The 21,439-nt window shown below is 69.5% G+C and carries 20 protein-coding genes and 1 pseudogene; 7 read left to right on the forward strand and 14 right to left on the reverse strand.

Features of this window, described 5'->3' with window-relative positions:
* Nucleotides 1–78: 78 nt before the first annotated feature.
* The 5 genes from ACFV88_RS14765 to ACFV88_RS14785 all read right to left on the reverse strand — a co-directional run bounded on the left by ACFV88_RS14765 (nucleotide 79) and on the right by ACFV88_RS14785 (nucleotide 4,680).
* On the reverse strand, nucleotides 79–1,071 hold the full coding sequence (locus ACFV88_RS14765) for an ABC transporter substrate-binding protein (protein ID WP_385490459.1): 993 nt from the start codon (nucleotides 1,069–1,071) through the stop codon (nucleotides 79–81).
* Between the two features lie 259 nt (nucleotides 1,072–1,330).
* Nucleotides 1,331–1,525 carry a hypothetical protein gene (locus ACFV88_RS14770; RefSeq protein ID WP_385490461.1) on the reverse strand — a complete coding sequence of 65 codons (195 nt, stop codon included), beginning with the start codon at nucleotides 1,523–1,525 and terminating at the stop codon, nucleotides 1,331–1,333.
* A gap of 43 nt (nucleotides 1,526–1,568) precedes the next feature.
* On the reverse strand, nucleotides 1,569–2,447 hold the full coding sequence (locus ACFV88_RS14775; protein ID WP_385490464.1) for an ABC transporter ATP-binding protein: 879 nt from the start codon (nucleotides 2,445–2,447) through the stop codon (nucleotides 1,569–1,571).
* Nucleotides 2,444–3,604, reverse strand: coding sequence for a FecCD family ABC transporter permease (locus ACFV88_RS14780; protein WP_385490466.1), 1,161 nt, complete (start codon nucleotides 3,602–3,604; stop codon nucleotides 2,444–2,446). Before ACFV88_RS14780 ends, ACFV88_RS14775 begins: the two co-directional genes overlap by 4 nt.
* Nucleotides 3,601–4,680, reverse strand: coding sequence for a FecCD family ABC transporter permease (locus tag ACFV88_RS14785; protein WP_385490468.1), 1,080 nt, complete (start codon nucleotides 4,678–4,680; stop codon nucleotides 3,601–3,603). The genes ACFV88_RS14780 and ACFV88_RS14785 overlap by 4 nt, the downstream gene beginning before the upstream one ends.
* Nucleotides 4,681–5,099: 419 nt before the next feature.
* On the opposite strand from ACFV88_RS14785, the gene ACFV88_RS14790 reads away from it, so the two are divergent.
* From ACFV88_RS14790 to ACFV88_RS14800, 3 genes are all read left to right on the forward strand, one after another.
* Nucleotides 5,100–6,305, forward strand: coding sequence for an NAD(P)/FAD-dependent oxidoreductase (locus ACFV88_RS14790; RefSeq protein WP_385490470.1), 1,206 nt, complete (start codon nucleotides 5,100–5,102; stop codon nucleotides 6,303–6,305).
* A 33-nt stretch (nucleotides 6,306–6,338) separates the two neighbouring features.
* On the forward strand, nucleotides 6,339–7,238 hold the full coding sequence (locus ACFV88_RS14795) for an RNA polymerase sigma-70 factor (RefSeq protein WP_385490472.1): 900 nt from the start codon (nucleotides 6,339–6,341) through the stop codon (nucleotides 7,236–7,238).
* 164 nt (nucleotides 7,239–7,402) lie between these two features.
* Entirely contained in the window at nucleotides 7,403–7,591 is a 189-nt protein-coding gene (locus ACFV88_RS14800; RefSeq protein ID WP_385490474.1) for a hypothetical protein, read from the forward strand.
* An 83-nt stretch (nucleotides 7,592–7,674) separates the two neighbouring features.
* Here ACFV88_RS14800 and ACFV88_RS14805 read toward each other — a convergent pair whose 3' ends face one another.
* From ACFV88_RS14805 to ACFV88_RS14830, 6 genes and pseudogenes are all read right to left on the reverse strand, one after another.
* Nucleotides 7,675–8,115, reverse strand: coding sequence for a GNAT family N-acetyltransferase (locus ACFV88_RS14805; RefSeq protein ID WP_385490476.1), 441 nt, complete (start codon nucleotides 8,113–8,115; stop codon nucleotides 7,675–7,677).
* 89 nt (nucleotides 8,116–8,204) lie between these two features.
* A complete protein-coding gene (locus ACFV88_RS14810) occupies nucleotides 8,205–13,154 on the reverse strand; it encodes a hypothetical protein (protein WP_385490479.1) in 4,950 nt (1,649 codons plus the stop codon).
* Nucleotides 13,154–13,483: a trypco2 family protein gene (locus ACFV88_RS14815; protein ID WP_385490482.1), complete on the reverse strand. Its 330-nt coding sequence runs from the start codon at nucleotides 13,481–13,483 to the stop codon at nucleotides 13,154–13,156. Before ACFV88_RS14815 ends, ACFV88_RS14810 begins: the two co-directional genes overlap by 1 nt.
* A gap of 247 nt (nucleotides 13,484–13,730) precedes the next feature.
* Nucleotides 13,731–13,982, reverse strand: a pseudogene (locus tag ACFV88_RS14820) (cutinase); the annotation flags it as partial.
* Between the two features lie 281 nt (nucleotides 13,983–14,263).
* Nucleotides 14,264–14,650 (reverse strand): hypothetical protein, encoded by a 387-nt coding sequence (locus tag ACFV88_RS14825; protein ID WP_385490484.1) that lies wholly within the window; start codon nucleotides 14,648–14,650, stop codon nucleotides 14,264–14,266.
* Nucleotides 14,647–15,489: a carbon-nitrogen family hydrolase gene (locus tag ACFV88_RS14830; protein ID WP_385490487.1), complete on the reverse strand. Its 843-nt coding sequence runs from the start codon at nucleotides 15,487–15,489 to the stop codon at nucleotides 14,647–14,649. Before ACFV88_RS14830 ends, ACFV88_RS14825 begins: the two co-directional genes overlap by 4 nt.
* A gap of 370 nt (nucleotides 15,490–15,859) precedes the next feature.
* Between ACFV88_RS14830 and ACFV88_RS14835 the strand changes: the two genes are divergently transcribed.
* The 4 genes from ACFV88_RS14835 to ACFV88_RS14850 all read left to right on the forward strand — a co-directional run bounded on the left by ACFV88_RS14835 (nucleotide 15,860) and on the right by ACFV88_RS14850 (nucleotide 18,356).
* Nucleotides 15,860–16,495 (forward strand): GntR family transcriptional regulator, encoded by a 636-nt coding sequence (locus ACFV88_RS14835; RefSeq protein WP_385490489.1) that lies wholly within the window; start codon nucleotides 15,860–15,862, stop codon nucleotides 16,493–16,495.
* 71 nt (nucleotides 16,496–16,566) lie between these two features.
* Entirely contained in the window at nucleotides 16,567–16,692 is a 126-nt protein-coding gene (locus ACFV88_RS14840) for a CocE/NonD family hydrolase (protein WP_385490621.1), read from the forward strand.
* Between the two features lie 329 nt (nucleotides 16,693–17,021).
* Nucleotides 17,022–17,570, forward strand: coding sequence for an SDR family NAD(P)-dependent oxidoreductase (locus ACFV88_RS14845; protein WP_385490492.1), 549 nt, complete (start codon nucleotides 17,022–17,024; stop codon nucleotides 17,568–17,570).
* A 396-nt stretch (nucleotides 17,571–17,966) separates the two neighbouring features.
* The gene (locus ACFV88_RS14850) at nucleotides 17,967–18,356 is read left to right on the forward strand and encodes a hypothetical protein (RefSeq protein ID WP_385490495.1); all 390 of its coding nucleotides are present in this window, start codon (nucleotides 17,967–17,969) and stop codon (nucleotides 18,354–18,356) included.
* 117 nt (nucleotides 18,357–18,473) lie between these two features.
* Here the strand turns inward: ACFV88_RS14850 and ACFV88_RS14855 are convergent, their stop codons facing one another.
* The 3 genes from ACFV88_RS14855 to ACFV88_RS14865 form a co-directional block, all read right to left on the reverse strand.
* Nucleotides 18,474–19,724, reverse strand: coding sequence for a nucleotide sugar dehydrogenase (locus tag ACFV88_RS14855; protein ID WP_385490624.1), 1,251 nt, complete (start codon nucleotides 19,722–19,724; stop codon nucleotides 18,474–18,476).
* Nucleotides 19,725–19,952: 228 nt separating this feature from the next.
* Entirely contained in the window at nucleotides 19,953–21,146 is a 1,194-nt protein-coding gene (locus ACFV88_RS14860; protein WP_385490498.1) for a glycosyltransferase family 2 protein, read from the reverse strand.
* Between the two features lie 25 nt (nucleotides 21,147–21,171).
* Nucleotides 21,172–21,321, reverse strand: a complete 150-nt coding sequence (locus ACFV88_RS14865) for a hypothetical protein (protein ID WP_385490499.1) — start codon at nucleotides 21,319–21,321, stop codon at nucleotides 21,172–21,174.
* Between the last annotated feature and the right edge of the window lie 118 nt (nucleotides 21,322–21,439).

Below are 21,439 nucleotides of genomic sequence, written 5' to 3' on the forward strand. Positions count from 1 at the left end.
GTCGTCTCGGCTGGTGGCGCGGTGCCCCCGCGGCCACGGGGGCACCGCGTGTTTGCTGCGGCGCAGCGGCTCTCGGAGTCAGACCTTGGAGGCTTCCAGGTAGGCGGCCCAGATGTCCTGGATGTTGTCGGCCGAGCTGAGCTCGCCTTTGCCGGAGGCGAGCGCGAGCAGGTCGTGGGCGGACGCGTAGAAGGCGAAGCCGGACATGCCGAACCACACGTCGGCGTCCGGGGTGACGACCTTTCCGGTGGCCTTGAAGGCCGGGTTCTTGGTCAGTGCGTCAGGGGTGTAGAACTCGCCGCGCGGGATGACGATGAGCTCGGCGTCCTGCTCCGGCAGGTACTCCTTCGACAGCGGGACCGAGTACCCCTTCGCCTTCTTCTGCTGGAAGGCCGGGCGGGTGAAGCCGGCCTCTGCGATCAGCGTGGAGATGGGCACGTGCGGCGGCATGGTGAAGTCGTTGGAGCCGAAGGAGTTGCCCAGCAGGGAGAGGGTGCGCTCGCCCTTCACGGCGTCCGCGGCGGTGCGCAGCACGGTCTCGGCCGCGGTGATCTGGCGCTTGCCGGCCTCCTCCGCCCCGAAGAAGCCGGCGGTCCGTCGCACGATCTCGCGCCACTCGCCCTCGATGGGCAGAACGACGGTGGGGGCCAGCCGGCTGAGGCTCTTGTAGTTCTGCCCGGTGGCCCCGGCCGCCCCGGTACCGACCAGGAGGTCGGGCGCGTCCTCGGTGAGCTGTTCCAGTTCGGGTGTCTTGCCGACCTCGATCTTTCGCAGTTCCACGTCGTTGGCGGTGAGGATCTCCTGCGCGCGCGGTTGCGCGCTGGCCAGGTAGACCGCGTCGGGCTTGATGCCGAAGGAGAGCAGGGTCAGTCCGGCGACCTCGTCGAGGGCGATGACGGCCCCCGGCTTGGTGGGCACCTTCACCGTGCCGAGGTCGTGGGTGATCTCGCGAAGGGCCGGGGCTGTCTTTCCCGCGGCAGCCTTGGCGGGCGCGGGGTCACTGCTGCCGCAACCGGTCAGCAGGATCGGAAGGGCCAGCGCAGCTGCGGCGAAGGCTCGGCGCGTTCTCATTCTGGGGTTCTTCGCTTTCGTAGTGGTGCGTTGCCGCGGAGCGCGGCAAGAGGTTTTCCGTGGTTGTCGGTTGTCGGTTGTCGGTTGTCGGTTGTGCGGTCAGGCCCGGGCACCGGCCGGCGTTGCCGAGCATCCGGTTGACACGTGCGAAGTCCCGGCAGTGAGAACGTCCGACCGCGTGCTGCATCCGAGGGGCACCAGTCGACGACGTCGGCACGGGCGGGGAACTCGGTGCGGTCGAAGCCCGGGCACAGCGCCATCACCTGTGTCCCGGTCCCCGCAGGGCCTCGCTCAGCTCCTGGAAGAAGTACCGGGTCCACGCCTTGGAGGAGGCGGAGGCAGATCCCCTGCCCGGAATCGGACCAGTGAGGGAGGACGGGTCGACCACGGTGCCGCCGCTGCCCTGGAGCATGATCCGTACGGTGGCGTGGGTGAATTCCAGAGGCGCCGTCACCTTGACGGCGCATCGCTTCGGCCCCGGTTCGTCCGTCGCTCCGTCAGCCGTCCCCTTCCGCACAGCGGCTGAGCGGGATCACCAGAGGGCAACCGGTCTCCTCGTCGTGCCGGACCCGGCCGTGCAGCCCGAAGACCTCCGCCAGCATCTCCTCGGTGAGTACGTCCCGTGGCGCGCCCTGCGCGACGATGCGCCCCTCTTTCATCGCCACCAGGCGATCCGCGTAGCGGGCCGCCAGCGTCAGATCGTGCAGTACCAGCACCACGGTGCGCCCGAGGTCCCGGTGCAGCGTCCGCACCAGGTCCAGCACCTCCACCTGGTGCGCCAGGTCCAGGTGGTTGGTGGGTTCGTCCAGCAGGAGCAGCTCGGTGTCCTGGGCGAGCGCCATGGCGATCCAGGCTCGTTGCCGCTGCCCGCCCGAGAGTTCGTCCAGGTCCCGCTCCGCCAGCTCGTAGGTGCCGGTGGCCCGCATCGCCCGGGCCACGACCGCCTCGTCCTCGCCGGTCCAGCGCCGGTACCAGCTCTGGTGGGGATGCCGGCCCCTGGCGACCAGGTCGGCGACGCTGATTCCTTCGGGCGCCACGGGGGACTGCGGCAACAGGCCGACCAGGTGCGCGACCTGACGGGTCGGCATCCGGTGTATCGGGGTGCCGTCCAGCAGCACCTCGCCGGCGCGTGGCTTCATCAGCCGCCCGAAGGCCCGGAGCAGAGTGGACTTGCCGCAGCCGTTGGGGCCGATGACCGCGGTGAACGAACCGTCCGGGATCTCCAGGTCGAGCCCCTCGATCACCGGGCGCTGCGCATAGCCCAAGGTGAGCCCCCGCGCGCGCAGCCGCACCGGAGCGGGATGCGGTCCGGCCGCTTCTTCCCCCCGCGACGGCGACACCTCCGTCGCCTTGCCCAGCTTGATGGTCCCGGTCATGAGGTACGTGCCTTTCCGCTTCGGACGAGCAGGTAGAGCAGATAGGGCGCGCCGAGTGCGGCCGTCACGACACCGACCGGCAGCTGTAGATCGCCGAAGGCCGTACGGCCCAGCACATCGGCCCACACCGTGACGGCTGCCCCCAGCAGGGCCGAGGCGAGTAGCGGCGGCGTACCGGTGCGGGCCAGCCGCAGGGCCAGTTGTGGTGCGGCCAGCGCGACGAAGGCGACCGGCCCGGCCGCAGCGGTCGCGGTGGCGGTGAGGAGTACGGCGATGAGGAGCAGGGCCACCCGGGCCCCGGTCATGCGCACCCCGAGGCCCCGCGCGGTGTCCTCGTCGTAGGCGAGGGCCCCGAAGGTGAAGGAGAGCACCAGGGCGACGGGCATCAGTACGGCCAGTACCAAGGAAGTGGTCCGGACGACGGACCAACCGGCGCCCTGGTCGAGGCTGCCGTTGAGCCAGACCAGCGCCCGGCCGACGTCCTCGATGTCGGCCTTGACCAGCAGCCAGGAAAGCACGCTGCCGAGGACCGCGTTCACGCCGACGCCGACCAACAGCACCCGGTAGCCGGAGATTCCCCGCCGCACGGCGAGCAGGTGGACGGCCAGGGCGGCGGCCAGAGCACCACCCACGGCAGCGGTGGGAACGCCGATGTCGGCCGACAGGCCGCTGACACTGCCGTAGGAACCGCCCAGGACGATCACGGTGACGGCGCCGACCCCGGCTCCGCTGGTGATCCCGAGGATGTCGGGGCTGGCCAGTGGATTGCGCGCGATGCCTTGGACGATCGCTCCTGCCAGTCCGAGTGCGCCGCCCACCAGGGCGCCGATCAGAGCGCGCGGCAGGCGCAGTTCGAAGATGACGAAGTCATGCTCCGGGGTGCCGCCGCCCAGCAGCCGCAGGGCCACCTCCCAGGCGGAGAGGGAACTGCTGCCCCGGGCGGTGCTCACGGCGACGGCCGCGACGAGCACTACGGCGGTCACCAGCGGCACCAGGACCTGCCGGGGGCGCCAGCCGACGGAGAACGGACCGGCGCGCAGCGCCCGGCGGCCGGGAACGGCCGGCCGGCGACCGGGCCGGGGGCCGTTCGGCTCGGCGCCGGCGGCGGTCTCCGCGGGCGCCGAGGAGCCCGGTCCGGGTGCCATGCGGGAGGTCATGGCCTCACCGGCTTCCGGCGGCCCACCAGGTAGATGAAGACGGGGGCGCCGATCAGCGCGAGCATGATGCCGACCTGAAGCTCCCCGGGCCGGGCGACCAGACGGCCGAGGGTGTCGGCGAGAACCACCAGGGAGGCACCGAGGAGACCCGAGTAGACGAGAATCCAACGGTAGTCGGGCCCGGTGAAGTACCGCGCGATGTGCGTGGCGACCAGCCCGGCGAAGCCGATCGGCCCGCAGACGGCGACCGCGGTGCCGGTCAGCACGGTGATGGCAGCCATACCGACCGCCCGGGTGAGCCCCACCCGCAGGCCCAGCGACCGGGCCACGTCCTCCCCCAGGGACAGGGCGTTCAGTCCGCCGGCGTTGGAGGCGGCCAGCACCAGACCCACCAGGACGAAGGGGAGCATCTGCACGACGAGTTCCACCGGGCGGCCGGAGACAGTGCCCACCGTCCAGAACCGGTAGACCTCCAGGGCCTGCCGGTCGATCAGTACCATGCTCGCGGTGAGTGCCGTGAAGAGGGCGTGCGCGGCAGCACCCGCCAGCGCCAGGGTGACAGGAGTGGCGCCGCCCCGAGCGAGCCGCCCCACCGTGTGGACCAACAGGCTGGCCGCGGCGGCACCGAGGAATCCGAACCACACGTAGCCGTGGAGACCGGAGATGCCCAGCAGGAAGACGGCGGCGACCACACACGTTCCGGCCCCCGCACTGATGCCCAGAACCACCGGATCGGCGATGGGGTTCCGGGTGTGACCCTGCATCAGCGCGCCGGCCACCCCCAACGCGGCACCGGCCACGAGCCCGAGCCAGGTGCGCGGCATGCGCAGATCCCGGACGATGATGTCCGCCTCCAGGCCCTTCGGACTCCACAGGCCGTGCCAGACCTGGCCCGGGGTGAGCGGCTTGGACCCCAGGGCGATGGAGAGCAGCACGGCCAGCGCCGCCACTCCCAGCAGCACCAGAAGTCCGGCCCAGCGGCGTCGGCCGCCGACTCCGGTCAGCCGCTGCCGCGCCGGTCGGACCTCCGGGGGGACCCGGAGCCCGGAGCGGGCTTCGATCACGATCTCCTCCACCACACAATGATCAACTTAGGTGAGCCTACCCTTATATTCCCTGGTGTGGAAGGGGCGGCCTCACCTGACGCCGGAGGAGTGCCGCGTCCGTGCGGGCGAGGGCGACGGTTTCGGGATGGGCCACCAGGCCCCAGACGGACGTCGACCCGCACCGAACGGTTTCTGGAGGACCCCCTGGCCGCGCCATGGCCGGTGGTGGAGCACCTGGCCGCGCAGCTGGAGATCGAGGACGTCTCCTGCGTCAAGGAGTACACCGAGTGGATGGAGACGGCGTACGAGCACGTATGGAGGCGTTCGCCGCGGTCGGACCGGAATCCGTGCAGACGGCCACGCCTGCGAAGTGATCTGGCTCACACGCTGTCACAGGGATCGATCAGGCGGTGTCTTGTGCTCGAACCGCTCGAACCGAGGGAGACATCATGGCTGAGAACACCGATGTGGTCGTGATCGGCGGCGGGTACGCCGGCGTCATGGCGGCCAATCGCCTGACGCAGCGCGACGACCTCACCGTGACGCTGATCAACCCGCGCCCGACCTTCGTCCACCGGGTCCGCCTGCACCAACTGGTGGGCGGGACCGACGCCGCCGTCGTCGACTACCAGGAGGTCCTGGCGGAGGGCGTCCGGCTGGTGGTCGACAGCGTGACGCGGATCGACGCGGCCGGGCGCGCTGTGGAGCTGGCGAGCGGTGGTGCGGTCGGCTACGACTACCTGGTCTACGCGGTAGGCAGTGGCAGCGCCGACCCGCAGGTGCCCGGAGCGGCCGAGTTCGCCTACCCGATCGCCACCCTGGAGGAGGCGGAGCGGCTGCGGCCGGTCCTCGACTCCGCGCCCACGACGGCCGCGGTGACGGTGGTCGGCGCCGGGCCCACCGGCATCGAGACCGCCGCCGAACTGGCCGAGCAGGGCCGCACCGTCACCCTTGTCTGCGGCGGCGTGCTCGGCCCGTACCTCCACACCCGGGGCCGGCGTTCGGTGGCCGGGCGGCTGGCGGCACTCGGAGTGACCGTGCTCCACGGCTCGGACGCCAAGGTGACGGCGGTGACCCGCGATACTGTGCGGCTCGCCGACGGCCGGGAGCTGTCGAGCGCGGTGACCATCTGGGCCGCCGGCTTCGGCGTGCCGGACCTGGCCACGCGCAGTGGGCTGAGCGCCGATGCCCTGGGCCGCCTGCTCACCGACGAGACGTTGACGAGCGTGGATGACGACCGCATCGTCGCGGCCGGGGACTCGGCGGCACCGTCGGGCCTGCCGCTGCGGATGAGCTGCCAGGCCGCGATGCCTCTGGGCGCGAGGGCCGCCGACACGGTGCTCAGCCGGTTGGCAGGAGAGCAGCCCGAGACCCTCAACCAGTCGTTCGGAGCGCAGTGCATCAGCCTGGGACGGGGCACCGGCATCTTCCAGTTCGGCAACAGGTCCGACGTCGCGGTGTGGTTCCACATCGACGGTCGCCTCGGCGCGAAGATGAAGGAGGCCGTATGCAAGGGCATCGTGAAGCACCTGGCCGATGAGGCGCACAAGCCCGGTGGGTACAAGCTGCACCGCGTGAAGGGAGGCGCCGGGCGCCAGGAGGCTCTGGAGGTCATGCGCGCCGAGGCGCCGGTCGTCGTCGAACGGGTTTCCTAGGTCCGGGCCGGTCGAGGGGGAGATGGTCAAGACATGAGTGATGATCACGCCACTGACTGGGCGACCGAGACATTCGTCGCCCACCGCAATCTGCTCTTCACCGTCGCGTACGAGATGCTCGGCTCGGCAACCGATGCCGAAGACGTCCTGCAGGAGACCTGGCTGCGGTGGGTCGAGGTCGACCTGGAGCAGGTGCGCGACCAGCGCGCGTACCTCGTCCGGATCACGACCCGACAGGCGCTCAACCGGCTGCGCACGGTGTCGCGGCGCAAGGAGTCGTACGTGGGCCCGTGGCTGCCGGAGCCGCTGCTGACCGCGCCCGACGTGGCCCAGGACGTCGAGCTCGCCGAGAGCGTGTCGATGGCGGTGATGCTCGTCCTGGAGACGCTGTCGCCGACCGAGCGGGCCGTTTTCGTACTGCGCGAGGTCTTCGACGTCGGCTACGACGAGATCGCGGCGGCGGTCGACAAGACCCCGGCGGCCGTCCGCCAGATCGCGCACCGGGCCCGCCGGCACGTGGATGCCCGGCGCCCGCGCGAAGTGGTGTCCCAGAGCCAGACGCGGGCGGCTCTGGAGTCGTTCTCGCGGGCACTGGAGGGCGGGGACCTGCAGGGCCTGCTCGACGTGCTTGCGCCTGAGGTGGTCTACATGGGCGACGGCGGCGGTGTGAAGCACGCTGCGCTGCGGCCGATCGTCGGCGCCGACAAGGTGGCCCGCCTCTTGGCCGGCGGCCTCGGCAAGACCACGGTTCCGATCACCTTCGGCCCCACCGTGGTCAACGGCAGCCCGGCGCTGGTGGTCCACGTGGACGGTGAGCTGGACGGCATCATGGCAGCCCGCGTAGAGGCCGGCCGCATCACCGGCCTCTACGTCGTCCGCAATCCTGAGAAGCTGTCCCGCGTCGAATCCGAGACCCCTCTCGCCCTGCGATGAACTCCCAGTGCCGGATCAGCCACTTGGGGATCAGGCGCAGCACTGAATCCCGTACGGTTCACCTCGCGTCTGCGACAGCCCCGAAGGCGATCACGTCCCCGCGCTCCGCGAGGAACTGGAGATCCCGGTGCCACAAGGTCTTCAAGGAGCAGATCAGCACCCGGGTGAAGCTGCGGCCCGAGCTGGAGAAGGCTCTCGCCCTGGCCCACCAGTCCAAGGAGGCCGCCCCCGAGACGCCCGTCATCATCACCGTTCACGAGCTGAAGAGTCTGGCCATGAACGCCGCCGAGGAGATCGACCTTCGCGAGCGGCTCCAGTCCCAGCCCCGTCCGAACGCCGAGATCGGCAGCTGACAGCCGCGATCAAACGCTTAGCGCCAGCGGCTGTACTGCTGGTACCCGTGGCCGAATACAGCTGGGCCGTCGCCCACCTGGACCTAAGTCAGGGACTTGTACATGTGGACATCCTCGGCGCCGCCAGGAATCCCCAGAGTCCTACCGGTCTCGACATATCCGTGTCGCTGATAGAACGCCGGGGCCTGAAAAGTGAAGGACGAGACGCACGCGCGATCGCACCCACGCCTCCGTGCCTCTTCCTCGGTGGCCAGAAGAAGCTTGCTTCCCCAACTGTCTCCGCGGCTTTCTTCGCGGACCCAGAGCATTTCGATACCGAGCAGCCCACCCCACGTCCAAGCGGTGAGACCCCCGATGAGCTCGCCAGCGTCGTCGACGGCCTGCACTGACAGTGCGCCCTGGTCCGCGGCGGTCGTCCCGGTAGCGGGGAAGTTGACCTCGTCCAGTTCCCTGGACAGGCGTTCGCTGAGTTCGGAGTCACGGTGGCCGATACCCAACGTCCCACCGGTGTGATCATGTGCCATACCGCAGAGCATGGCACACACGCACGAGCCGATGATCGCCGCGAGAAGAACGTCGGTGACCCGGCCGGGTTCCGGTTCACCGACTGGGTCTACCTGCGCTGCATGTCGAGGTCACGAAGTGTACGTGTGGCTTCTGGCAGTGTGCGGAGCAGAAGGCCTGGCTCTCGTTCGGAGAGCCGGGACAGGAGGTTCACCGATTCCCGGGCACGGGCCACCGCGTCTGCGTGTTCTGTTGTGGGGTGCTGTGTCCCGGTGTGGAGTCGGGCGGCGGCGAACGCGTGCAGGGCTGTGCCGAGATCCAGGGCCCGGGCCGTCGCTGCGGAGGCCGTCAGCGTCCGCGTCCGGGCCACGACCTCGCGGGTCAGCCGGAGTGCCTCGTCGCGCCGGCCGGATTGGGCGAGGGCGATGCCCAGCTCGCCCTGGGCGCGAAGCAGGTCTGGCTCATGAGGTGTGGTGTCCTCCTCTGCGAGGCGGGTGGCGATGGCGACGGCTTCCTCCAGGCGCTCGATGGCTTCCGTGAGCCGCGCGGGGATCCGCCGGAGCAGGCCGCCAGAAGCGGTGAGCTGGTGACCGAGGGCCTGGCGGGCGGCCACGTCGCCGTCCAGTGCGGCAGGGCGGACGAGTTCGATGGCCCGGTCAAGGTCGGGCAGACCGTCGGCCGGGTCGCCCGTTTCGCTCCGGATCACGCCCAGTGTGCCCATCGCGGTCGCGTGGTGGAAGGCCCGGAGCGCATGGGTGGGCGGGAGGCGCTCGAAGGCGGCCACAGCTTCCTCGACGGCGGCCCGGGCCGTTGATTCCCGGCCGAGACACATATGGGCGGGCGCTGCCATGAGCAGGGCCGTGCCCAGCGCACCCGTCATGCTCTCCTGCCCCCACGCGAGGCTGACGAAGGAGGAGGATTCCTGCGTACGGCCGATGCCCTGCACGGCCTCCTCGGCGGCGCCCGGCTGCTCTGCCAGTTGCCGCAGACCGTGTACGGCTTCCTCCAGCGGTGCGAGCGCCTCCACCCGAAGCCCAGCGGAGAACCGGCGCAGTCCGAGTGTCGTCAGTGCCCAGGCGAGCTCCAGGCGGCTCGCGGGTGAATCGGACCGTGTGACGAGTTCCCGCCGGATCACGACCGTCTCCTCCGTAGCGGTGACGGACTCCTGGAAGCGAGCGCTGCCCAGCAGATTGCTCGCATGGGCGTCCAGCAGCTGCGCGCGCCGAGGGTCGTGGTCGACACCGTCCGCGGCGGCACGGTTTCTGCGGATCGTCAGGGCCCGGTCCAGGGCACGCAGTGCCTGCGGCCTGAGATTGGCCGCCGTGGCGAGACCGCCGAGGAGGACGAGCCGGTCGGCGAGTTGCCCTGCGTACCGGGCGGGGGACCGCGCTGTCAGTTCTTCGTCGAGGTCCGTCGCCCGGCTCAGGGCTGCGACGGATTCGACCGAGCGTCCGAGTTTGTGGAGACAGACCGCCTCGTGCATCGTGTAGAGGGAGAGATCCGGTAGGTGCGCGTCGGGCAGCTCCTGCGCCAGCGGCTGCTGGAGAGCGATCGCCTCCCGTACGGTCGCCAGTGCCTCCTCGCCGTACCCGGCGGAATCCTGCTGGATCGCCAGATTGTTGAGGCATTGCGCGAGCTGTTCCATCACCGCCACCGACCCGCCGGCGGCCAGGCTGCGGAACGCGTCGGCCGCGGCGAGGTGTCCGGCCAGGGACTCCTCCTGGTGCCCGCCGGCCGCCAGGGTGCTGGCCAGGACGCTGAGACTCATGGCGATGTCGGCCCGGTGGGCGGTGGGGTGCTCCGCTTCCAAGATGTTGTAGAGGTCGACGGCCTTGCGGGCCGCCGCGATCGCGCTCTCCGTATCACCGCTTTCCTTGAGCTGCTGGGCCTGGTTGTTGAGGACCATTGCCTGTAGGTCCCGGAAGAGGCCCGGCTCTTCGGAGGACAGCTGCTCGCACAGTTCGGCCGCCTCGCGGTACGTCGTGCCTTCCTCTTCGTGGAGGCCGGTGTTGCCGAGCTGCATGGCGAGGCTGTTGAGCCCGTTCACCAGTGCGCGGCCGTGTGCTCTGGGCCGTTCCCGGGCCAGCCGCCTGCGCATGGCCAGGCTGCGGCGGGCCTCGGCGAGCGACTCTTCCACCCGGCTCAGATCGGCCAGCCGTTGGGAGCGGACACCGGTGCAGCTGGCCAGGTTCACCCGGAAGGCGTCCGGACGGTCCTCGGCGAGCCGTTCGGTGATCCGGACCGCCTCCTCGACGCTCTCCAGCGCCTCGGCGTAGCGCCCCTGCCCGGAGAAGTAGTTGGAGAGGTTCGCCAGGTTCCGCGCGAGCAGGTCGTCCGCCTCCTCGGCTCCTAGGTCCACCAGCTCCCGGAGGATCCGGACCGCGGCTGCGGAGGTTGTGGCCGCTTGCTCCGGGCGCCCCAGCGCGGACTCTGCGACGGCCAAGGTCTGTAGGAGTCGGGCCAGTCGGGTCCGGGGGCCGTGCAGGCTCAGGTCCACGGGGACGGGGCCCTCGGCATCGGCCACGGCCCGGCCGATCCGCACGCCCTCGTCGGCATCAGCGAGGGCCTCGGCCCGCATCTCCAGGTCGATCAGGCAGGACGCCAGGTTGTTGAGAGCGGCGGCCAGCTCCGCCGCTGCTCCCTCCGGGCCGCCGGTGCCGGCGAGCGGGCGGAGCAGCGCGACCGCCCTCCGCGCGGAGGTGAGCCCTTCGGCCCGCAGCCCCACTTCCGACTGGCTCTTGGCGAGCTGGCGCAGCCGCCGGGCGAGTTCCAGGGTGCGCCGGTTGCGATCGTGTTGTTCCTGCACGGCGGCCCGGGGCCGGAACAGGCGGCGCACGTGGAGGGCGAGCGGCTCGGAGGAGCCCCCTCCGGTGTCCTCGGCCCTGGTGTGCAGCTCGGTGATCCGCTCCAGCAGGTGAACGCCGAACTCCGCGAGGTTGTAGGTGGAGTGCGGGAGGTGGTCGGCCAGGCGTTCCAGTTCGGTGACGGCCGTCGGGTCCGCGGCGTACTCGGAGAGCGCGGCGAGCAGCGGTGCGGGGTCCTCCACCATGATGGCGGCGTCCATGGCGGGCAGCGCCAGCTGCGGCAGGACCGCCCGGCAGGTCCGGGTCACCAACGGGGTGAGGGTCTCGCGCAGCGGAGGGTGGGCGGCTGCCCGCGCGAGGACGGCCAGCAGGCGGGCGGCCTGGGCGTCGGTGAGGCCGGGACTCTCGACGACGGCGGTCGCCAGCCGCGGGTGGGACAGTAGGCGGCGTCCTGCGAAGCGTTCGGCCAGCCGGTCCGGTTGCAGCGCACCCCACGGGTGGCCGGGGGCTCCGGGACACTGTGCCCCGATCCATCGGGCGGTCTGCAGTCGAACGGGGTGGGCCGCCTGTTCGAGCGCGGGCAGGCGGGCGAGCAGGGCGAGTGCCTGGTCGTCGTCGGTCGGCTCCACCAGCACGGCGAGTGCCATGGCGTCCTGTCGGCCGTCCGGGAAAAGCAGCGAGTCGAGGCCGTGGGCGGCTGCGCTCTGGTCCCAGTACCACTTCTGGTGCTCCAGCAGCCGGTCCTCCGCGTCGAGCGGCTGCCGGTCCGCTGCGTCCCGTGATGGCCGGTCCTCCGTATTTGCGGGCCGGTCGCGCTCGGACGCCGCGTCGAGGAGGTCCGCGAGCGCCGTCATGTGGAGGGTGAGTACATTGCTCCAGTCGCCTCCACGCAGCACCGGGGGCTGCATCACGGCCGCCAGCTCCGCCCAGTGGTGACGGGGCTCCGGCACGACCGCGGACAGGGCGGCTGCGAAGGACCGGACAGCCTCGCGGTAGACGTCCTCGCGGGCGGCAGGGTTGGGAAACAGCGGCGGCAGGTCGGTGACTTCGGCATCCGCGAGCAGGTACTTCCCCGTCAGCGGGCCGCGCCGGGCACTGTGCCACCACTCGCCGCCGCTGCGGGCGAGCAGCAGGATCTTGAACGGTGCCGCGCGGTGCGGGTCAACGGCAGCATTCAGCAGGGCATCGAGCTGCGGGACCCTGATCTCGGCCATGTCCAGCACCACCAGCAGCGGGTCGATCGCGTGCCGCAGCCCGTCCAGTTCCTCGGGCCGGGCCTCGAACAGGGGCCAGAGCACCCGCCACGGAAGCGGCGGCCCGTAGGGGCCGTGCCAGGGCATGCACTCCAGTTCCGTCCGCAACTGGTGTGCGAGCCGTGTCTTGCCTTGACCGCCCGGGCCGTGCACCAGCCAGGCGCCCGGCCCGCCCTGGGTGCACCATGTCGCGAGGCGGTCCAGTAGTTCCCGGCGGCCGTGGAACCCGACCACCTGACGGTCGGGATCCAACAGCGCCGCCGGCGCGAGCGGCGCCCTGCCGGGGCCCGGCGGAAACACGGCGGAGGGCGCGGCCACCTCGCGGTACGTGTCGGTCTCCAACACCGCCGAGTCGGCGCCGTACGTCGACAGGGCGGTGCGGAAAGAGACGTCGCGGTGGAGTACCGACACTTGTACGGCCTCCAGTGTCCCGTACGCCGAGTGGGCCGGGTCGTCGGCCATCACGCCCACCACCCCCCCCCCCCAGAGCAGAGCGGCGCCCGACAGCCCGGACCACGGCGAGCCGGCCCTCGTCGAGGGGGTCCAGGTCGGCGGGGTCTGTTCCAGGGCCATCACCAGGCGGTTGTGCACCAGGCCGCTGCCCGGATCGATCCAGCCGCTCAGCTGCTTCAGTTCCGGGGTGGCCGGCCTCTCCGGGAGGCCTGCCGACACGATCTCGGACACCTTCGGAACACCCCAGGTCTGGCACGGCTGCCGGGGGATCCGGGTGCCGAGCCGACCCCAGGGCTCAGCACGGCCTGCGGGCGCCTGCCAGCCCGGGTCGTCCACATGGATGAGAGCCGCGTCGTCCGACCCGCCCGGGGTGCCGCTCCACACGACGGCTGCCTGGTAGACCGGCGCCCGCCCCGGATGCAGCAGCTGCACGCCCGTACCCACCGGGCCGACGACGTGCGCCGACGTGAGGATCAGCCGCGGGCCGACGACATAGCCCGACCCGGTAGCCGCTCCCGCCCCGACCATCACTACACGGTCGCGGTTCATTACTCGACAGTGCCGCTCACATCGCCGGCGCCGAAGGGCGCATCCTGCTCGGCTGCGATCAGGACGCCCTGCTGCGCCCCCTCAAGACAGGGCGTCAGCGCGAAGGAGACCCGGTGGGTACGGCCGCGAACCACACCGGCCTCCGTCTCTGCGCTGACGGCCCAGACCCGGAACCCGCCCTTGGCCCGGGCGTCGGCACGCAGCTCGACCTCGAACTCCATCTGCACCGGACCCACACTGAACTTCAGCCCCTCGTCGGCCCCCTGCTCGGAGGCCCTGCGAAGTTCCTCACGCACCGCAGCCACTGCTTCGGCCAAGCCGATCTCCATGAGCATCCCCCTCGCCGGTCTCTCCCTGATCCAGCACAGCGTAGGAGGCGGAGTGGGCAGCGCACGCACGGTTTCCCCTTCTCGGTCGGTGAAGCCGGTATGGCTCGGCGGCTCACCAAAGCCCCGACGATCCGGTGATGCCGAGTTCCCATAGGACCTCGTAAGGCAGCTGCGGTGCCGACGGTCGATGGCTGGCGACGGCGAGGACCAAGGTGGAACGGGAAGCTCACCGCCTGCCCGCGGCCGGAACCGGCTGGTTCAGTTCGTTGACGCCCGCCCGGGCGCTCGCGCCGTTGGGAATCTGCGTCGGGTATCCGACGTGCTGCTGGATGTTGCCGGTGAAGCTGTCGTTGTCCCAGGAACTGCCGGTTCCGCCGACGACGATCGTGTAGGTGCCCTCGCACGAAGCCGCCGCTTGTGTGGAGGATGCCTGAGCGGCGGAATGTCCGACCGTCAGTAGAAGTCCGGCTAACGCGGTCGTGGTCTTTTTGGCACGCATCGATTCTCCTTGATCTAGGTGGCCCTCAGCGTGCTGTGCCGTGCCATTCAGCGGGACGCGTTCGCGGAAGCGTCACGATTCCCGGGCGATTTCTACGCGGCTTGTCCGCCCGGCACGAAGAGGTGTTCGAGGTCACCGGTGTTCAGGCGTCCGACCGTGACCAGGGGCCATGGGCAACCAACGAACAGGGCTTCGAACTCCACACCGCAGGAGACCGGCTACGGATCCCGAGGACTTCGCTCACCCTCATGGACTTCGGAGCACCGGAACCCGACGAAACCTCAGGAAACCAAGTGCCCCACGCGCGGGTAACCCAGCCGCGGATGCCGGCCATCTCCCAGCGGATCACACTCGCGGAGTGAGCCGGCCACTGCTCGTGATCTCGGGCGAGGCGGCGGCGTGCGGTGATCCACGACGGAGTCCGCCTCGTAGCTGAGGATCTGGGTCGCCCGGCCGGCCGGCTGTCCGGCGAGGCCCTGATCCGCCCGGATGTCACGTACAGCGAACTGACGCGCCGTGGCCTCCTGCTTAGCACCGAGCACGGAGATGGCGAACCGTCTGCTGGCGAACAGCGCGAAGATGAAGACCTCCTCCCAGAAGTCGTGCCGCAAAGCCCCGTTCGGCGAGGTGTCGATTGGGTGGTTGTCATGCGCTGTCTCTGATTTCACTTGGACAGGTTGGCGTAGTCGGGAAGCCGATCGGCGATTACCGGGAATTCGGCTCGCGTGGCCGCGACTTCGGCCAGATCGACGGAGGCCCGCAGGACCTGCTCGTGTTCTCCCGCCTCCGCGATCAGGCGGCCGAACGGGTCGACGACGCGGCTGGTGCCGGCCAGCTGCACCTCGTTCTGTTGGCCGGCGGCGTTGCACGCGATCACGAAGACCTGGTGCTCGAGCGCGCGGGTCGATGTGAGGAGCCGCCAGTGTTCCCGTCGAGCAGCCGGCCACGCCGCCGGAACAACGACGATCTCCGCGCCGCGCACGCTCAGCTCCGACCACAGCCCGGGGAAGCGCAGGTCATAGCAGGTGGTGCCGGCGATGCGCCCCAGAGCCGAATCGGCGACCGGCAGCGCATCCCCCGGAGTGAGGAGCTGAGCTTCCTGCGACTGGTAGCCGAATACGTGGATCTTCGAGTACTGGTGCACGACTGTGCCGGAAGGATCCAGCAGCAGCGAGGTGTTCCGCAGAGCTCCGTTCGGCGTGCGCTCCACGATGCTGCCGATGTGCACATGCGCTCCGAGCGATCGGGCGGCGGCCTGACACATGCGCACGGTAGGCCCGTCAAGCGGCTCGGACAGCCGAGGGTAGTCGTCGAAGTGGAAGTATCCGGCGCTCCACAGCTCAGGCAGCACCACGAGGTCCGCTCCCTGCTGATCTGACAGCAACCGCGCGATCCGATCGATTCGGTCGAGCTGAGACTCGCCGTCCGGGCTCGCCGCCTGCAGTAGTGCGATTTCCATGGTGATTCCTTCCAGTTCGGCCGCAATGGCCCAGGATCCGCCCGGCATGTCAGTGACTGTAGACCAGTTGTATACAATGTGTCTACCGTTCGTGTACAGTCACCTCGTCAGGCGCCTGACCAGATCGAAGGAGGTCTCGTGTCATCACCCAGCAGGCCCTCGCCCTGCGGCGCGGCATGCCCGCCGTCGCCTCCGGGGCGGCGCTTGTCCTCAGCGGATGCGCCGGTGGGGACGGCGGGAACTCACCCGAAGCCGGCACCTTGACGGTCATCAGCGAGATGGACGCCGTCAGCTCGCCCTCCACCCGCCACACGTATCCACCCGAAACGGCTTGCACCGCGTCACGCACGGCAGGAAGTAGCAGGCGGGCGCCTGAGTACGGTGCGGAGAGCGCGTCATCCCATCGAAAGGAACGACGATGATCCAGCACCGAGCACAGTCCGCACCCTTGATCGCTTACGAGTGGGTGAAGTCCTACATCATCGGGTTGCCTGCCGACCAAGAGGCCTTCCTGAACGAAGCCACTCTGGCCACCGAGACCGGCACGTCGCGCACCCCCGTGCGCGACGCCCTCCTACGGCTGGAGGTCGAAGGGTTCCTGAAGCGAATCCCGAACAAGGGCGCCTATGTTCCCCCCATCACCGACCCCGACGTCCGGGCGCTGATGGAAGCCCGTGGCGTGATCGAACGATGGGCCGTGCACCACAGCCTCAACGCGTTGCGGCGCTCGGCCGACGACCTGCAGTGCATCATCGACGAGCAAGCAGACGCGGTTGATGACGTGAGCCGGTTCATCGAGCTGGACATCGACTTCCACACCCGCATGATCCGGCTGGGCAGCAACCCGCTGCTGACCGAGTTCTACTCCTCCCTTCGCCAGCGGCAGCTCCGTGTCGGCATCAAAGCGGTGACCCACGGCCAGGGGCGCGGCCAGGAGGTGCTGATCGAGCATCAGCAGATCCTTGAGGCCATCCGCGACGGCGACTCTGACGCGGTCATCGCCCGCATTGACAAGCACCTGCACTCGACACTTCTCGCCGTCACCAATCACTGACAGAAACGGAAAGAACATTCATGGCTGCACCGGTCTTCTAAATCCACGCTGCCACGAGAATCTGCATCCCCCTGCAGGACGGAACTGAGCTCAGCGCCGACCATTGGGTTGCCGACCGGACGTGGTCCACCGGCCGGGTCGGACTCGGTGGCATGTCCTGTCCGGGCGGCATTCAGCTGCTCATCGCAGCCCGCTGACCCAGCGGCCTGGCCTGCATCGCGCCAGCGGTGGCTCCCATCGACTTCTACCGCGACTGGACTCACCGCGGAGGAATCCCCGGTCACTCCAATTGGGCCTCCGCGACCTTCCTGTAGACACCGCAATCGGCGAAGTCCATCACCGAAGCCCTGACGTACTACTACGGAACCGCACAGGCGCTGCCGGAAGACGGCCCCGCGTTCTGGGAACGGTCTCGGCTTCAGCCGCTTCACGTTCCCGCGCCCCGAACCGCTGCCCGACCGCGTCCGCTTCCGGGACGGCCTGGTGGCACGCCTGGACGGCTGCCGGCCGCTGCTGATCGACGTGGATGTGCCCCGCCGGCCGAACGGCGAGCCCGTCCCGGTCGTCGCCCTGGATCCACCCCCGACGCCGGCGAGCACCGCTGGCGGAGCTCGACCGGACGTCCGTGGAGCGGCAGTTCAGCACGGACCTGGTGGCGCCCGCCTTCCTCGCCCAGGGGGCGCTGGACGCGCTGGAGGAGACGGGCGGCACCATCGTCAACGTCAGCACGGCCGCCTCGCTGACCACCCAGGGCTTCCCGGACAACGCGGTCTACATGGCGGCGAAGGCGGGCCTGAACCAGTTCACGCGCGCCCGGGCGGTCGAGCTGGCGCCGCGCGGCATCCGCGTGGTGTCGGTGGCGCCGGGCGTCACCGACACCGGCATCGGACAGCGCCTCGGCATGTCCGACGACCAGTACCAGGGCTTCCTGGAGCAGATCTCGCAGCGCATTCCGGCCGGGCGGGTGGCGACGGCCGAAGAGGTGGCGTGGTGGATCACGACGCTGGCCGAGCCGGGCGGTTCGTACCTGACCGGGGCGATCGTCCCCGTCGACGGTGGTCTCAGCCTCACCTGACCAAGCGGTGCCGATCAGTGGTGGGCCGAACGCTCCCACACCTGCGGACTCGCTCTCTTCCTTGGCCCGGCACCTCCCTCCGCAGCCGAGCAGGGCTTCGAGAGCGCGACGGCCTCGGCCGTCTTCGCCTTGATCCGGCGGACCCCGGCCGCCCCGCAGGCCGGCGACGACCAGTGCCTCTTCCTCCGGCTCTCCGGGGCGCACGGGCGCTGGCCTGCGGCCCGCCGCTGACCGGGTGAAGTGCGGCGAACCCGAGACGAAAGGCGCGGTCACAGCGCCGGGACCGGTGCAGTATCCCGTCAAGATCACATTATCGGACAAGGCGGACGGCGCTCTCTCGCCCCTGCCTCCCCCTGCCTCCCCTCACCGGTGGGCAGGCAACCGGAAGGAGTCTCCGTGTCGTTGAGAAGACGCATTTCACTGGCCGTCGCCGTCGGCGCAGTGGCCTCGCTCTCCCTGACCGCTACCTCAGCAGTGGCTGCCGACCTGGACGCCCCCAACGCCCGCGCGGCTGCCAAGGTCAGAGCCGATGGCACTCTCGCCTCGGGCAAGAACGTCGTGTCGTCCCAGCGCGTGGCCAAGGGCCGCTACTGCGTCAAGGTGAACAGTGCCGTCCCGTTGAAGAACGCGGTGGTCCTGGCGACGCCCAACAGCGGAAGGCAGACCACTATCGACGTCCGCCGCGCGCCGACCGGCACCTGCGGCTTCGACGCCAGTTCGATCACTGTCTACACGTACAACGCCGGGTACTACGCCAACACGTGGTTCACGGTCGCCGTGCTCTAGCTCGTCCTCTCGGCCCGGTGACACGTGCCGCCGGGTCGAGGGAAGCCCACCGCGATGTCGACCGCCCCTGCCGGCCCTCGGGCTCCTCGGTCCCCGGTCGGCCGGTTCGACCGGGGGTCACAGGCGCTCGACGCAGGAGCCGGCCGGTGCGACACCGCGGGTGTCGAGCACGTAGGGGGCCTCGGCAACCACCTTTCCGAGGTCGAACTCGGGGTGGGCCGTGAGGATGAGCACGGCGTCGTAGTCGCCGGCGGGAACCATCTCGCCGAGGATCCCGGGCTCGGTCGCCGCCGCGTGAGGGTCGACGACCGTGACGATGGCGCCCTTGGCGCGCAGGATGTCGATGGCGACGCGGGCGGGGCTCTGCCGTACGTCGGCGCTGCCTGGTTTGTAGGACAGCCCGAGGGCGGCGATCGTCGAACCCTTGAGCGGCCTTCCGCGGGCGTTGAGGCCGTCCTGGAGGCGCCGCACCACATAGGCGGGTTGCTGCTCATTGATGTCCTGGGCGAGCTCGACGAAGCGGAACGACTCACCCAATGTCGTTCTGACGTGGTGACTGAGGTAGACGGGGTCGACCGGCAGGCAGTGACCGCCCACCCCGGGGCCGGGGGTGAACTTCATGTAGCCGAAGGGCTTGGTCTCCGCCAGGCGCAGCGCGTCCCACAAGTCGATACCGAGGGTGTGGGCGAAGCGGGCCAGCTCGTTGACCAGGGCGATGTTGACGTGCCGGAAGGTGTTCTCCAGGATCTTCGCCAGTTCCGCGCTCTCCAGGGTGCCCGCTTCGTGCACGGTCGCCGTGACCGTCCGGTAGAAGGCGCGAACCCGTGCGGTGCAGGCCGGTGTCAGGCCGGAGACGACCTTGGGTGTGTTGGCGAACGTCCACTCCCGGTTGCCGGGGTCGATCCGTTCGGGGCTGTACCCGGTATGGAAGTCCTCGCCGGCGGTGAGCCCGGACTCCTCCTCCAGCAGCGGGATGAGGACGTTGCGCGTGGTGCCGGGGTGGGTGGTGGACTCCAGGACCACGGTCTGGCCTTGTTCGCGGCGGAGTCCGTGTGCCAACAGGGAGCCGGCGGCGCGGACATGGCCCAGGTCCGGCATCCCGTCCCTGAGCGGTGTCGGCACGGCGATGACCGCAACGTCCCATCCGGGGTTCAGCGCCGTGCTGTCGGACACCGGGAGGTAGCGTCCACTGGCGAGCGCGGCCCGCAGCTGCCGGTGCGGAACGTCCTCCACGTAGGAGTGCGCTTCCCTCAGCCGCTGGCAACGTTCGCGGTCGGGTTCGTACGCGACGACCCGGTGGCCCGCCCGTACCGCTGCCATGGCCAGGGGCAACCCCACGTACCCCTGGCCCGTGATCAGGACGCGCAGAGCTCGACCCTCGACACCCTGGGCTGACGATGCATCAGAAACGGCCGTCAGGCGAGACGGACTAATCTCGCATTTCTGAATCATGACGCACACATGATCATAAATGGTGCAGCATCGGCAAGCTTCTCGGGTGCGGCGAGCACGGAGAACGCCTCTGTTCTGCCCCCAGTGGGCTTGATCCGGCGGGGAAGGGGAACAGCCTTCCGGCAGCGCGTGCTGCCAGCGGTACTACACCATTGCGCCGCGCGTGGCCCAGCCCATCCTGCGGGTCTGCGTTGCCGCGTAGTACATCGCCGGGCGGAGCAGCATCATTTGATAGGCCAACAGCAACGGCGTGAGGAGCAGCCACCACACCAGACGCGATCGGAACGGCATCTCCGGACGTTCGAGGTAGAGGGAGGTCTGCATGTACAGCAGTACCAACCAGTACGCGATCATCTGCCAGTACACCTGGCCGCCCAGGAGCGGAATGGCCACGAGCACGTATCCGACGATCAGCGGATACAGCGCCACCAGCGTCAGGTTCCAGCATCGCAGTGCGAGCGGCCAACCGGTGAAGTTCCGTAGTTCCCAGGGCAGATAGCGCATGTACCCTTTGAACCAGCGGGTCCGCTGTTGGAACGTCCCCCGGTAGGTGGGCGGCATTTCGAATCGGACCACTGCCTCGTCGACAGCCACCACCTGCCCGCGCTGCAGTGAGTAGTGGGAAAGCCGTCGATCGTCGCCGAAGGTGCCTTCCGTCAGATAATCCTCGGAGTTGTCCCAGAGGATGCCCGCCCGGTAGATCGAGAACGCCCCCGACGTGGGCACGACCGCGCCGATCGAAGACCGAGCTCGGCGCATCACCATGTTGCTGAGGTTGATCTCCAGGTCCTGCACGCGTGTCCAGATCGACGCGGTGCGATTGAGTACGAGGCAAGACGCGCTGGTCGCTGCCTGTACCACTGGATCGGACATGGCCCGAAGCAGCTGTTCGATGCCGTCCGGTGCGACGACGCTGTCGCTGTCCACCGTCACCACGAAGTCGGCCCACTCGGCAGCGCCGACATGGGTCAGCCCGGCCAGCTGAGCCCCCCGTTTTCCCGTGTTGTCCTGCCGCATCCATGCCACGCCCGCCAAGTCGAGGTGCTCGACCGGCGTGTCGGAGCCGTCGTCCACGACGACGATGCTCTCCGGTGGTCTCGTTTGTGACACCAAGGACCGGATGCATGCGTGGAGCAGGTCGGACCGCTCGTTGTAGGCCGGTACGACGACCACCACTCGGCCGTCGGCGACTGGTTGATGGGCGAACGAGCGGCGTCGCGCCGAGGACCCGAGCATCCAGACCAGCGTTGCCGCAACGGCCGTGTAGAACACCCCGGTGATGTCCCAGGTCGTGTTCCCCACCTGCCAGTGGAAGGCAATGATCAGGGCGGCCGTCATGATGACGACCGCCCATGCGCATGTCTTACGTGGTCTCACGCTGCCGCCAATACCGGATGACGAGAATGCCGATCGCGATGGCTAGCAGACCGATGCCGATGAGCCAAGAAAGCCCCACCGACACTCCTCCGATGGTGATGGCCAGCCCAGTCCTGGGCAGCGCGTCGTCATACATGCCGTGATTCCCTCGGGACGCTCGACTCTGACGATGCCTCAGACAGCACGGCCATGTACTGAAAGACGCTAGGTGGACACGGAACCCGCTCTGTTGGGTGATCTTCTGGTCTCACCAA

This window comes from Streptomyces sp. NPDC059816, assembly GCF_042732055.1.
In the GTDB taxonomy this organism is placed as follows: domain Bacteria; phylum Actinomycetota; class Actinomycetes; order Streptomycetales; family Streptomycetaceae; genus Streptomyces.

Coding starts and splice junctions, on each gene's coding strand:
- ACFV88_RS14765 (WP_385490459.1), bottom strand. CDS start 1,071: ATGAGAACGCGCCGAGCCTTCGCCGCAGCTGCGCTGGCCCTTCCGATC.
- ACFV88_RS14775 (WP_385490464.1), bottom strand. CDS start 2,447: ATGACCGGGACCATCAAGCTGGGCAAGGCGACGGAGGTGTCGCCGTCG.
- ACFV88_RS14780 (WP_385490466.1), bottom strand. CDS start 3,604: ATGACCTCCCGCATGGCACCCGGACCGGGCTCCTCGGCGCCCGCGGAG.
- ACFV88_RS14790 (WP_385490470.1), top strand. CDS start 5,100: ATGGCTGAGAACACCGATGTGGTCGTGATCGGCGGCGGGTACGCCGGC.
- ACFV88_RS14795 (WP_385490472.1), top strand. CDS start 6,339: ATGAGTGATGATCACGCCACTGACTGGGCGACCGAGACATTCGTCGCC.
- ACFV88_RS14805 (WP_385490476.1), bottom strand. CDS start 8,115: ATGGCACATGATCACACCGGTGGGACGTTGGGTATCGGCCACCGTGAC.
- ACFV88_RS14810 (WP_385490479.1), bottom strand. CDS start 13,154: ATGAACCGCGACCGTGTAGTGATGGTCGGGGCGGGAGCGGCTACCGGG.
- ACFV88_RS14815 (WP_385490482.1), bottom strand. CDS start 13,483: ATGGAGATCGGCTTGGCCGAAGCAGTGGCTGCGGTGCGTGAGGAACTT.
- ACFV88_RS14830 (WP_385490487.1), bottom strand. CDS start 15,489: ATGCCGGGCGGATCCTGGGCCATTGCGGCCGAACTGGAAGGAATCACC.
- ACFV88_RS14835 (WP_385490489.1), top strand. CDS start 15,860: ATGATCCAGCACCGAGCACAGTCCGCACCCTTGATCGCTTACGAGTGG.
- ACFV88_RS14845 (WP_385490492.1), top strand. CDS start 17,022: ATGTGCCCCGCCGGCCGAACGGCGAGCCCGTCCCGGTCGTCGCCCTGG.
- ACFV88_RS14860 (WP_385490498.1), bottom strand. CDS start 21,146: ATGACGGCCGCCCTGATCATTGCCTTCCACTGGCAGGTGGGGAACACG.
- ACFV88_RS14865 (WP_385490499.1), bottom strand. CDS start 21,321: ATGTATGACGACGCGCTGCCCAGGACTGGGCTGGCCATCACCATCGGA.